Origin of the sequence: Singulisphaera photorubra (assembly GCF_045290345.1) — a bacterium.
GTDB lineage: Bacteria > Planctomycetota > Planctomycetia > Isosphaerales > Isosphaeraceae > Singulisphaera.
Window position 1 is genome coordinate 2,690,817 of the sequence record NZ_CP155447.1, and the last position, 12,500, is coordinate 2,703,316.

9 protein-coding genes are annotated in these 12,500 nt (G+C 63.5%); all 9 read left to right on the plus strand.

From position 1 onward, the window contains the following. The first annotated feature begins 405 nt into the window (after nt 1–405). The 9 genes from fdhD (at nt 406) to V5E97_RS10480 (ending at nt 12,474) form a co-directional block, all read left to right on the plus strand. The gene (gene fdhD, locus V5E97_RS10440; RefSeq protein ID WP_406699265.1) at nt 406–1,212 is read left to right on the plus strand and encodes a formate dehydrogenase accessory sulfurtransferase FdhD; all 807 of its coding nucleotides are present in this window, start codon (nt 406–408) and stop codon (nt 1,210–1,212) included. A 25-nt stretch (nt 1,213–1,237) separates the two neighbouring features. Beyond that, a complete protein-coding gene (locus V5E97_RS10445; RefSeq protein WP_406699266.1) occupies nt 1,238–3,613 on the plus strand; it encodes an FdhF/YdeP family oxidoreductase in 2,376 nt (791 codons plus the stop codon). Nucleotides 3,614–3,974: 361 nt separating this feature from the next. Then, nucleotides 3,975–6,257, plus strand: a complete 2,283-nt coding sequence (gene hypF, locus V5E97_RS10450) for a carbamoyltransferase HypF (protein WP_406699267.1) — start codon at nt 3,975–3,977, stop codon at nt 6,255–6,257. A 10-nt stretch (nt 6,258–6,267) separates the two neighbouring features. Then, complete coding sequence (locus tag V5E97_RS10455; protein ID WP_406699268.1) at nt 6,268–6,519, plus strand: HypC/HybG/HupF family hydrogenase formation chaperone; 252 nt, start codon at nt 6,268–6,270, stop codon at nt 6,517–6,519. Further along, nucleotides 6,516–7,679 (plus strand): hydrogenase formation protein HypD, encoded by a 1,164-nt coding sequence (gene hypD, locus V5E97_RS10460; protein ID WP_406699269.1) that lies wholly within the window; start codon nt 6,516–6,518, stop codon nt 7,677–7,679. The genes V5E97_RS10455 and hypD overlap by 4 nt, the downstream gene beginning before the upstream one ends. Then, nucleotides 7,676–8,764 carry a hydrogenase expression/formation protein HypE gene (gene hypE / locus V5E97_RS10465; RefSeq protein ID WP_406699270.1) on the plus strand — a complete coding sequence of 363 codons (1,089 nt, stop codon included), beginning with the start codon at nt 7,676–7,678 and terminating at the stop codon, nt 8,762–8,764. Before hypD ends, hypE begins: the two co-directional genes overlap by 4 nt. A gap of 223 nt (nt 8,765–8,987) precedes the next feature. Further along, a complete protein-coding gene (locus V5E97_RS10470) occupies nt 8,988–10,061 on the plus strand; it encodes an NADH-quinone oxidoreductase subunit B family protein (RefSeq protein ID WP_406699271.1) in 1,074 nt (357 codons plus the stop codon). A gap of 19 nt (nt 10,062–10,080) precedes the next feature. Next, nucleotides 10,081–11,883, plus strand: coding sequence for a nickel-dependent hydrogenase large subunit (locus V5E97_RS10475; protein WP_406699272.1), 1,803 nt, complete (start codon nt 10,081–10,083; stop codon nt 11,881–11,883). A 6-nt stretch (nt 11,884–11,889) separates the two neighbouring features. Continuing rightward, entirely contained in the window at nt 11,890–12,474 is a 585-nt protein-coding gene (locus V5E97_RS10480) for a NifU family protein (RefSeq protein ID WP_406699273.1), read from the plus strand. The last annotated feature ends 26 nt before the right edge of the window (nt 12,475–12,500 follow it).

A 12,500-nucleotide genomic window follows, 5' to 3' on the forward strand; every position in this document is an offset into this window, starting at 1 on the left:
GCCATCCTACGGGAAGCTCGGCCGGTGGCCATTTTGGGATCGAACCGTCTCGAAATAGACTTCCCAATACCCATGTGTTAGTCTGGCTTTCTAAGAGATCTGGGTTTGAAGACCCTTGGTGCGGACGGGGTCGCCTCCTGGTTGACGGACGCCGAAACCTGAACCCTTCTCGAGCTCAGAGGGTTTACATCCTGTCGTTCTGCTCTAAAATTCCATAGAATCTGAGACGGTCGAGCTTTTCCTACAAACGGCGCCGGCGTCTTGATGAGTTGCATAGACAAGGCTTTCGTTTCACTGCCGCAAGGCGGCTGATTGCCTGAACCGATGATGAGTCCTGAGCCCTCCTCGAGTCTCCCCATCACTCGCCTCGATGCGGAACCGGCCGTCCCCAGGGATGCCGCTTCCGTGAACGTGATCGTCATGGGGCCGGAGGGCGCGCTCGCGCGGAATGACTGGATCGTGGCCGAGGAACCGCTGGAGATTCGGGCCAGCGGACCCGGTCAGAAAGCGACCAGTGTGGCCGTGACCATGAGGACTCCGGGAGCCGACGCCGAGCTGGCCGTCGGCTTTCTCTACACGGAGGGACTGATTGCCTCTCACGCGGAGGTGGTCACCGCGGAGCCCCTGAATGAGAGGGGGGGCCGAACCCCTTGCAACATTATTGAAGTAACGCTGTCGCGGCCGTTCGATGGCTCGGCCCTGAAGCGAAACTTTTTCGCGACCTCGAGTTGTGGCGTTTGTGGTAAGGCCACTCTCGAGCAGATCGCGGTGCGCTGCACGCCGGTCGAGGCGGGGCCGGTGATCGGCCGTTCGGTTCTCATCGGCTTGCCCGAGGCCTTGCGGGGAGCGCAAACCGTCTTCGACCGCACCGGAGGCTTGCATGCCGCCGGCCTGTTCGATGTCTCCGGCCGCCTGCTCGTCTTGAGAGAGGATGTGGGGCGACACAACGCGGTCGATAAGCTGGTCGGTCGCGCTCTCCTGGATGGGGCCTTGCCGCTCTCGGGGCGAATCTTGCTCGTTTCGGGGCGGACCAGCTTCGAGATCCTTCAGAAGGCGGCCGTCGCGGGGGTCCCGATCGTGTGCGCGGTCTCGGCCCCTTCCACGCTCGCGGTCTCCGTGGCCGAGCGGTTGGGAATCACCCTGGTGGGCTTCCTCCGCGGCCCGAGCTTCAATGTCTACACCCACGCCGATCGGATCGACCCGCGGCGGTGACGGTTCCGAAGGGGGAGAGGCGACCATGTCAGATCCGATCGGGAAGTCATCGACGACGGCCCTGGACCCGGCGCGCGACGAGCCGACCGTCCAACCCACCGAGTTGGCCCAGGTTGACGTGCGGCCTTACCACCATCCCGCGGCCGGTTTCGGAGCGATCGCGAGTACCGTCAAGCACACGATGAACGAGATGGGGATGTTCCGGGGCGCCTCAACTCTGTTGAAGGTCAACCAGGCCCACGGCTTCGACTGCCCCGGCTGTGCCTGGCCCGAGCCAGGCGTCGATCATCGCTCTCATGCCGAGTTCTGCGAGAACGGGGCCAAGGCCGTCGCGGCCGAGGCAACGACCAGGCGCGTGACGCCTGCCTTCTTCAACGAATGGTCGGTGCCTCTCCTGCTCGAGCAGTCGGACTACTGGCTCGAGTCGCAAGGACGGCTCACCCAACCGATGGTCCTGACCGAAGGAGCGTCGCGCTACACACCGATCACCTGGGATGAGGCCTTCGACCTGATCGCAAGCGAGCTCCGCGGACTCGACTCCCCCGACGAGGCGATCTTTTATACCTCGGGACGGACGAGCAACGAGGCGGCGTTCCTTTATCAGCTCTTCGTGCGCCTGTTCGGGACCAATAACCTCCCTGACTGCTCGAATATGTGCCATGAGTCGAGCGGCGTCGGCCTCGGCGATACGATCGGTGTGGGCAAGGGGACGGTCTCACTCGCCGACTTCGACCTGGCTGATGCGATCTTCGTGATCGGTCAGAACCCCGGTACCAATCACCCTCGAATGCTCTCGGCGCTCGAATCCGCCGCGCGTCGCGGGTGCCACATCGTCAGCGTGAATCCGCTGCACGAGCGGGCGCTCGACCGCTTCGCTCATCCCCAACACGTGAGCGATATGCTCAAGGGAGGCACCGCCATTGCGGAGCTGTTCCTCCCCGTCCGGATCAATGGTGACGTGGCCCTCCTGAAAGGGATCATGAAGGAGGTCCTGGAGGAAGAACGGCGACGTCCCGGCGAGGTCCTCGATCGGTCGTTCATCGCCGAGCATACGTCCGGCTTCGACGCGTTCGCCGCGGCCCTCGACGCCACCCCTTGGGACGAGATCATCGAGCAGAGCGGCGTCGAGCTTGACCTGATCCGCCGCGCCGCACAGATTTACGTCGCGGCCGAACGAACGATCGTTTGCTGGGCGATGGGGCTGACCCAGCACAAGAATGGGGTCGCCAACATTCAGGAGGTCGTCAACCTGCTCTTGCTCCGGGGGAACCTGGGCAGGCCAGGCGCGGGGGCGTGCCCGGTCCGGGGGCATAGCAACGTGCAAGGGGATCGGACGATGGGCATCTATGAACGCCCGTCAACCGAATTTCTCGACCGCCTCGGCCGTGCCTTCGGGTTTGAGCCGCCTCGCGCCCATGGCTTCGACGTGGTGGCCGCGATCAAGGCGATGCACGAAGGCAGGGCCCATGTCTTCTTCGCGATGGGCGGTAACTTCCATTCCGCCTCCCCAGACACCGCCTACACGGCCGAGGCCCTCCGCCGTTGCCGACTGACGGTGCAAGTCTCGACGAAGTTGAATCGAGGGCACCTGGTCACTGGCCGCCAGGCCCTGATTTTGCCTTGCCTCGGCCGGACCGAACTCGATACCCAGGCGGGCGGGCTCCAGTTCGTGACGGTCGAAGACTCCATGAGCGCAGTCCATAGCTCGCGCGGGGGCCTGACGCCGGCCTCCACGTTTCTGCTGAGCGAGCCGGCGATCGTCGCGCGACTCGCGCGGGCCGTCTTCGGCCCCGACTCTCCCGTGGAATGGGAAGCGCTTGCGGCGGACTACGACCGCATTCGCGACGGGATTGCCCAGGTGATTCCTGGGTTTGAAGACTTCAACAACCGTGTCCGCCAGCCCAACGGATTCGTTCTGCCGAACGCGGCCGCCGAACGCAGGTTTGTGACGGCCACCGGCAAGGCCCGGTTCAGCGTCTTGCCGATCCCTCGGATCGAACTTGCCCCCGGCCAGTTGCTGATGATGACCATCCGGAGCCACGACCAGTACAACACGACCGTCTACGGCCTGGATGACCGTTATCGAGGGGTCTACCAGGAACGGCGAGTTGTCTTCATGAACCCGCACGACATCCAAACGCTCGGCCTGGTCGATCGCCAGGTGGTCGACCTGATCGGCGAGTTCCGCGGTGAGCGTCGGCTGGCCCCTCGATTCATCGTCGTTCCGTACGACATCCCCCGCGGCTGCACGGCCACTTACTTCCCCGAAGCGAACGTGCTCGTCCCGGTCGACGACTTCGCCGACGGCAGCCGTACCCCCGCCTCGAAGTCCGTCGTCATCCGCGTCGTCCCGACCGATTCTGCCGACCCGGGCCGGGAGACATCTCGCCCTTCCCGCTAGTTCTGTGTCACAGCAAGAAAGCATGCGAGGGGCGTCGGCATTCTGTCCTCGCCACGGTCAACAAAGGGAGTCCGATCCTCTGTCCCCAGCCTTCGGGGGCAAGCTGGATAGGGGGCTCTTGAATTCATGTATGCGAAAATAAGGGGAGGCGAATTTGGTGGGGCGGCTGGTGCAGGGGGAATTTGCTGTTGACAAAGGAATGGGACGAGTGAAAGGCTGTAAGAAATAAGAAAGTTCAAGGGTTGTCTGTAACGGCTTCTCTCTCGAGCGGATCGCTCCCCTAGGGTCGGCCTGTCTCTCCTTTCTTGAGGAGATGGGGCTTGATCTTCGTGGCGAGCCATACGTCCGGAGATGCGCGCTTATGGAACGCCGAGCGATCTCGATCAGTGGGATCGTCCAGGGAGTGGGACTCCGCCCCTTTGTGTTTGGGCTGGCGTCACAGTTTGGTCTTCGCGGCTTCGTGAAGAATCAGACGGGGGGCGTCCTCATCGAAGTGGAGGGGGAGGATCGGTCCGTCGACGGATTCTTCGTCTCGCTGATGAACCGGCCTCCGCCGCTGGCGCAGTTCGAGGAGGTCACCTGCAAATCTTGTCTTCCTCGGAATGACATTTGCTTTCGGATCGAATCGAGCAGTGCCGACGCCACGAGCCTGATTTTTCCCTCGCCTGACGTCGCCACCTGCGACGATTGTCTCGCCGAACTGTTCGATCCTCGGGACCGGCGGTTTCGGTATCCGTTCTTGAATTGCACCAACTGTGGGCCGCGATTCACGATTATCCGGAATGCTCCGTACGACCGTGAACGGACGACCATGGAGTCGTTCGTCATGTGCGCCGAGTGTCGCGCGGAGTATGAAGATCCGCACAACCGTCGGTTTCATGCCGAGCCGATCGCCTGCGCGACGTGCGGGCCTCGGTTGCAGGCCGTCGATGCCCATGGAGAATCGTTCGCTTCGGGTGAGGATTCCCTGGCCGCCGCGGTTGCGGCCTTGCGTCAAGGGAGGATCGTCGCCCTCAAAGGTCTGGGGGGATATCACCTGGCTTGCCTCGCGACCGACGCGAGGTCCGTGGCGGAACTGAGGGAGCGCAAGCAACGAGATGCGAAGCCGTTTGCCCTCATGGTGGGTGACCTGGCTGGGGCATGCAGGATTGCAGAGATTTCCACGAGTGAAGAGGCCTTGCTGCAATCAAGGCGCCGGCCGATCGTATTGCTTCGCAGACGTCCGGGGACGGACGTGGTCGACGCCGTTGCGCCCGGGAATCGCGATCTCGGCGTGATGCTGCCCTATACTCCGCTGCATCACCTCTTACTCCGATCGCTCGAGCCAACGCCCCTGGTGATGACCAGCGGGAACCGGTCCGACGAGCCGATCGCTTTTGAGGACGATGATGCGCGTGAGCGACTCTCGGGGATCGCCGACCTCTACCTGAATCACGATCGCCCGATTCATATGCGTTGTGACGACTCCGTCACGCGGATCGTCGATGGGAAGGAGTTGCCGCTCCGCCGCTCTCGTGGCCACGCTCCGCAGCCGTTGAATCTGCCGGTCGCCTGTCGGAGGCCGACGCTGGCGCTGGGCGGGCAACTCAAGGCGACGTTCGCGCTGGGGCGAGGGCGATACGCCGTGCTGAGCCATCACCTCGGTGACCTGGACCACTATGAGGCCTATCGCGCCTACGTCGAGGCGATCGCCCATTATGAGCGGTTGTTTGCCTTTGAACCCGAACTGATCGCGCACGACCTCCATCCAGACTATGCGTCGACACGGTACGCGGCCGAGCGCGGACGGTCGGTCCCGCTCCTTGCGGTCCAGCATCACCATGCGCACGTTGCGAGTTGCATGGCGGAGCACGGCCTGGACGAGCCCGTCATCGGCGTCGCCTTTGATGGGACCGGTTATGGAACCGACGGCGCGGTCTGGGGAGGAGAGTTTCTCACGGGGGATTTTCGCGCCTTCCGCCGCGCGGCCCACTTCCGGTATGTGGCGATGCCCGGCGGCGAGCAGGCGATTCGCGAACCCTGGCGGATGGCTTGCGCCCATCTGGCCGATGCCGGACAGGATGGCTCGGCCTGGTTCGATCGGATCCAAAGGCCGGCTCTTCGAGTCGTGCAACAGCAGTTGGAGCGTCGGTTCAATGCCCCGATGACCTCGAGCGTGGGCCGACTCTTCGACGCCGTGGCGGCCTTGGCCGGTGTCGGTGACCGGGTTCGATTCGAGGGGGAGGCGGCGATCGCACTCGAGGGAGTCGCCTCGGGCACGCCAGCCGAGCATGCCTATCCGTTTGCGATCCAACCCGGCCCGAGCCTCGTGGTTGATACGAGGCCGTTGATCGCCGCGGTGGTCGACGACCTGCGAGCCGGCTGCAAGGCGGCGAGGATCGGTCGTCGGTTTCACTCTACCCTGGTCGACCTGATTGCGCAAGTCTGTGGCCGCCTGGCCGCTGAGAACGGACTCGGTGCCGTGGTCTTGAGCGGTGGCGTGTTCATGAACGTCTTGCTGACGGCCGAGACGGTCGCCAGGCTGACGGAGGACGGGTTCCGGGTCTATCGCCATCAGCGCGTTCCCCCGAATGACGGCGGGTTGTGCCTGGGGCAACTCGCGATCGCGGCGGCCTGGCAAGAGTCGGGGTTGGTCCTTGGATGAGGAGTTGCCGATGTGCCTCGGAATCCCCGGACGGGTGGTCGAGACCTACACGGAGCACGACGTCCTGATGGGCCGCGTCGAGTTCGGCGGGGTCTATAAGCGAGTCTGCCTGGAGCATGTGCCCGATATTGTGAAAGACGAGTACGTGCTTGTTCATGTAGGATTCGCCCTGTCTCGGATTGACGAGGTTGAGGCAAAGCGGGTCTTTGCGTTTCTCGAGGAGATGAATCAACTCGACGACCTGGAGGCGCATTCGCCATGAAATATCTCGATGAGTATCGGGACAGCGCCGGGGCGAGAACGCTGGCGGCGGCGATTGCGCGGACGGTGACCCGGCCCTGGACGATCATGGAGGTTTGCGGCGGGCAGACCCACACCATCGTCAAGTATGGGATCGACCGGATTTTGCCCGCCGAGGTCGAGTTGGTTCACGGGCCGGGCTGCCCGGTCTGCGTGACGTCGCTCGAAATGATCGACCGGGCGCACGCGATCGCGTCCAAGCCCGACGTCATCTTCTGCTCGTTCGGCGACATGCTGCGCGTGCCCGGCTCGCGCGGGGACTTGCTGCAGCTCAAGTCGCAAGGGGCGGATGTCCGGATCGTCTATTCGCCGCTCGACGCCGTGAACCTTGCGGCGGCCAACCCGTCCCGACAGATCGTCTTCTTCGCGATCGGGTTCGAGACGACGGCGCCGCCGAACGCGATGGCTGTCTGGCTGGCGCGAAAACGCCGGCTGTCGAATTTCAGCGTCCTGGTGTCCCACGTGCTCGTACCGCCGGCCATGACCGCCATCCTTCGCTCTCCCGGCAATCGCGTTCGCGCGTTCTTGGGGCCGGGGCACGTCTGCACCGTGGTCGGGTGTGGGGAGTACGAGCCGATCGCCGAGCGGTATCAGGTGCCGATCGTCATCACGGGCTTCGAGCCGCTCGACCTGCTCGAAGGGGTGCTCCGGGTGGTCCGCCAACTAGAAGCAGGGCGTGCGGAGGTAGAGAACCAGTATGCCCGCGCGGTCCGACCCGAAGGGAACCAAGCATCGAAGTCATTGATTGAAGATGTCTTTGATGTTTGCGACCGCAAGTGGCGTGGGATCGGTCTCATCCCCAGGAGCGGCTACAAGCTCCGCCCCGAGTACCAGGAACACGACGCCGAGCAGCGGTTCGCCGTCTCCGAGATCGTGACCCAGGAGTCGGCGATCTGCATCAGTGGGGAGATCCTCAAAGGGCTCAAGAAGCCGCACGACTGCCCGGCGTTCGGCCTGACCTGTACCCCGCAAAACCCGCTCGGCGCGACCATGGTCTCCTCGGAAGGGGCGTGTGCCGCCTACTACGCATATGGCCGTCACCTCGAGAGGAACCAGAGCGACGCGATAGTCCCCCTGGAAAGCCTGGTTCCCCTCGGTTCCAGCAAGGAGGTCGTTCGATGAGTGACCCCGCTGGCCTGATCCCCGCCGAACTCTTGGGTACCTGCCCGGTGCCCCAGTCGCGTTACGACCAGATTGTGCTCGGCCATGGTGGTGGCGGACTCCTGACGAACGAACTGATCCAACGCTTGTTTGTCCCTGCGTTTCGCAATGATGTGCTCGAGGCGCTCGAGGATCAAGCCACGCTTCGGCTGGGGACGGACAACGGCGTGAAAGCGCCTCGAATTGCTTTCACGACCGATTCCTTTGTCGTGCGTCCGCTGTTCTTCCCGGGGGGAGATATCGGCAAGCTTGCCGTGCATGGAACGGTGAACGACCTGGCGGTTGGAGGCGCTCGGCCGCTCTTTCTCTCGGCGGCGTTCATCCTTGAAGAGGGCATGCCGCTGGCCGACCTGAAACGGATCGTCGCCTCGATGCGCTCGGCCTGTGACGAGGCGGGGGTCGTCCTGGTAACCGGAGATACCAAGGTTGTTGATCGCGGCAAGGGCGATCAGGTCTTCATCACCACCTCGGGCCTTGGCTTGGTGCCCGAAGGGCGTTCGCTTTCGATCCGGTCGGCGCGGCCGGGCGATTGCCTCGTGGTCTCGGGGACGATCGGCGATCATGGAATTGCGATCATGTCGGTTCGTGAGGGAATCGAGTTCGAGACCGTGCTCGAGAGCGATACGGCTCCGCTGACCGACCTGGTCCGGGTCATGCTCGACGCCTGCCCATCGATCAGGGCGATGCGCGACCCGACCCGCGGCGGCGTTTCGAGCGCCTTGAACGAACTGGCTGAGGCGTCACGCGTGGGCGTCAGGCTCGACGAGGCCGCCATCCCGGTCTGTGCCGAGGTCCGGGGCGCTTGCGAAATGCTCGGTCTCGACCCGCTCTACGTGGCCAATGAAGGGAAACTGATCGCCGTCGTCCCCTCCGAGGATGCCGAGCGACTGGTGGCCGTGATGCGTACCCACCCGCTCGGTCGGAATGCCGCGCTCATCGGCCAGGTCGTGGCCGAGCACCCGGGGATGGTCACCCTGCGTTCGATTGTGGGGGGCGAGCGGGTCGTCACCCTGCTCTCGGGAGAACAGTTGCCGCGCATCTGCTGAGTGGTGCGTCCGGCAAAGAGCGAGTCGATCGAGGCGGCGATCCGGGGGACGCTTCGCGTTCCCTGGGGCCGCGGGTGCCTCGCCTGTATTCGGGCCGCGTCGGGAAGGCTGATCGTTCCCAGGCCACGCACGGCACCTCCGCCTCAAGCTGAAGAAAGGAAGAGTGGACGCGAGGAGAGCCAAAACACCCGTTGAGTCACACCTACCGGAGAGGAGTCTGACCATGGCGGTAGCGACAGTGCCTTACGGCCGGAAGACGCAGCATGCGCCGGCGGTCAAGGAAGTCCACGTTCTCTGGATCACCGCCGGGCTCGGCTGTGACGGAGACACGGTCTCGATCACCGCGGCCACCCAGCCGAGTATCGAGGACGTCCTGAGGGGGGCGATCCCCGGACTTCCCAAGGTCTACTTGCATAATCCCGTGCTCGCCTACGAGAACGGTGATGAATTCATGAAGTACTGGTACCTCGCCGATGAAGACCGCCTCGGGGCGTTCGTCCTCGTCATCGAAGGATCGATTCCCAACGAGAAGGTGCACCAGGAAGGATACTGGGCTGCGCTCGGGACCGACAAGCGGACCGGCCAGCCGATCACGACCTGCGAATGGATCGACCGGCTCGCGCCCAAGGCGGTGGCCGTCGTGGCGATCGGCACCTGTGCCACTTACGGCGGGATCCACGCGATGGAGGGGAATCCCACCGGCTGCATGGGCCTGCCCGACTATTTGGGCTGGGACTGGAAGTCGAAGGCCGGGTTGCCCATCGTCTGCGTGCCAGGCTGTCCGGTTCAGCCTGACAACTTCATGGAAACGCTGCTCTACCTGCTCTATCAGGTGGCCGGCCTGGCGCCCATGATTCCGCTGGACAATTGCCTGCGCCCCACCTGGCTTTTCGGGAAAACGGTTCACGACGGCTGCGACCGCGCGGGTTACTACGAGCAGGCGGATTTCGCCCACGAATACGGCTCGCCCAAGTGCTTGGTGAAGCTCGGTTGCTGGGGGCCCGTGGTCAATTGCAACGTGCCCAAACGGGGTTGGATGGCCGGCATCGGTGGCTGTCCCAACGTCGGCGGGATCTGCATCGGTTGCACCATGCCGGGATTCCCCGACAAGTTCATGCCGTTCATGGATGAGCCTCCGGGCGCCCGACTCTCCTCCGTCGCCATCGGGTTCTACGGGCGGATTATCCGGAAACTGCGAGGATGGACCATGGACACGGCCAACAAGGAGCCGAAGTGGCGTCATCGTCGTCCTGAACTGACCACCGGGTATCACCCGCAAACCCTCGTCAAACCGTGAAAAGTAAAGGAGCCTAACGATGGCGACAGTTGTGACTCCCGAAAAAGATGTTCATGCCGAGACTGGACATCTCGTGGATATGTCGTGGGACCCGATTACCCGGATCGTGGGGAGTCTGGGCATTTACACCAAGATCGACTTCACCAACCACCGGGTCGCCGAGTGCTACAGCACGTCGTCGATCTTTCGCGGTTACAGCATCTTCATGAAGGGCAAGGACCCACGCGACGCCCACTTCATCACCAGCCGGATCTGTGGGATCTGCGGCGACAACCACGCGACGTGCGCCTGCTACGCCCAGAACATGGCCTTCGGCATCCGCCCGCCGAATATGGCCGAGTGCATCGTCAACCTCGGCGAGGCGGCCGAGTATATGTTCGACCACAATATTTTCCAGGATAACCTGGTCGGCGTCGATTTCTGCGAGACGATGGTCAAGGAGACCAACCCAGGCGTGCTGGCCCTGGCGGAGCGAACCGAGTCGCCGCACGCTCACCTGCACGGCTTCCGCACGATCGCCGACATCATGCGGGCGCTCAACCCGTTCACCGGGACCTTCTACCTGGAAGCCCTCCAGATGAGCCGGATGACGCGGGAGATGTTCTGCCTGATGGAAGGGCGGCACGTTCACCCCTCAACGCTTTATCCCGGTGGTGTGGGCACGGTCCCGACGGTCCAGCTCTTCACCGACTACCTGGTTCGGCTGATGAAGTATGTCGAGTTCATGAAAAAGGTCGTCCCCCTGCATGACGACCTGTTCGACTTCTTCTACGAAGCGCTTCCGGGCTATGAAGAGGTGGGCCGCCGTCGCGTTCTCCTGGGGTGTTGGGGCTCGTTCCAGAACCCTGATGTTTGCGACTATACGTATCGAAACATGACCGAGTGGGGGCGTGCGATGTACGTCACCCCCGGTGTGGTCGTTGACGGCAAGCTCGTGACGACCGACCTGGTGGAGATCAACCTGGGTCTTCGCATCCTCCTGGGCAGCTCGTTCTACGATGACTGGCAAGGAGGAGAGAGGTTCGTCGAGAACGACCCGCTGGGCAACCCGGTCGATCCCCGCCACCCCTGGAATCAGACGACCTACCCGAAGCCGCAGAAGCGCGACTTCAAGGACAAGTACACCTGGGTGATGTCGCCCCGTTGGTACGATGCGCGGACCAACGACTACCTGGCACTCGACACGGGGGGCGGTCCGCTCGCCCGCTTCTGGGCCACCGCACTGGCCGGCCTCGTTGACATCGGCTACATCAAGGCCACCGGCCAGAGCGTCAAGATCTACCTGCCCAAGACCGCCACGAAGCCCGAAGTCGAGTTCGAGTGGAAGATCCCGAAGTGGAGCAACGCCATCGAGCGTGATCGGGCCCGGACGTATTTCCAGGCCTACTCGGCCGCGGCGGCCCTTTACTTCACGGAGCAGGCGCTCAAGGAATTGCATGCTGGTCGGACCAAAACATGGACCGATTTCAAGGTGCCCAACGAGGCGATCGGCTGCGGATTCCACGAGGCAGTGCGTGGGGTCCTGTCGCATCACGTCGTGATCCGAGGGGGCAAGATCGCCAACTACCACCCCTATCCTCCCACCCCCTGGAACGCCAGCCCTCGCGACATCTACGGGACGCCCGGCCCTTACGAGGACGCAGTCCAGAACACGCCGATCTTCGAGGAGAACGGCCCCGACAAGTTCAAAGGGATCGACATCATGAGGGCGGTCCGTAGCTTCGACCCCTGCCTGCCGTGCGGCGTCCACATGTTTATGGGCAACGGCAAGGTCCTTCAGGTCAACCACTCACCCATGTTCGGTGCCCATCGACCGGAGTGACCCCCCGTGAACGCTCCCGACAATGACTTCCGCAGCCGGATCGGCCGGATCGAAACCCTGATCGATGAGATCGAGCGTTTCGCCGATCCGGTGGCGCAGGGGCAAGCCCGCGAGATTGTTCAGGCCCTCCTCGAATTCCATGCCGCGGCCCTGGCGAATCTCATTGGGCAGATTATCGCGGCCGGCCTACCAGGTCGCGCCATCATGGAACAGGTCGCCCAGGACGAATTGGCCTCGAACCTGCTCCTGCTCCATGGTCTTCATCCTTACGACCTTGATGTGAGGGTGGCGCAGGCCCTTGACCAGGTTCGCCCTCAGCTCCACTCGCACGGGGGGGATGTCGAGCTCCTGGGCATTGATGGGAATGTGGTCCGGCTCCGCTTGCAGGGGAGCTGCCATGGCTGTCCGTCCTCGGCGGCCACCCTGAAGCAGACGATTGAGTCGGCCATCTTCGGAACCGCGCCCGACGTCGCCGCGATTGAGGTCGAGGAGGACGTTGAACCGTCGAACCAGTCCTCTCTGCTGCTGCCGATCGTGACGCTGGAGCCGGCGCTGGCCGGCACTGGTGGGCGACGTATTGAGATGCCTTGAAACGAGGTCCGTGGACGCTGTCCTGA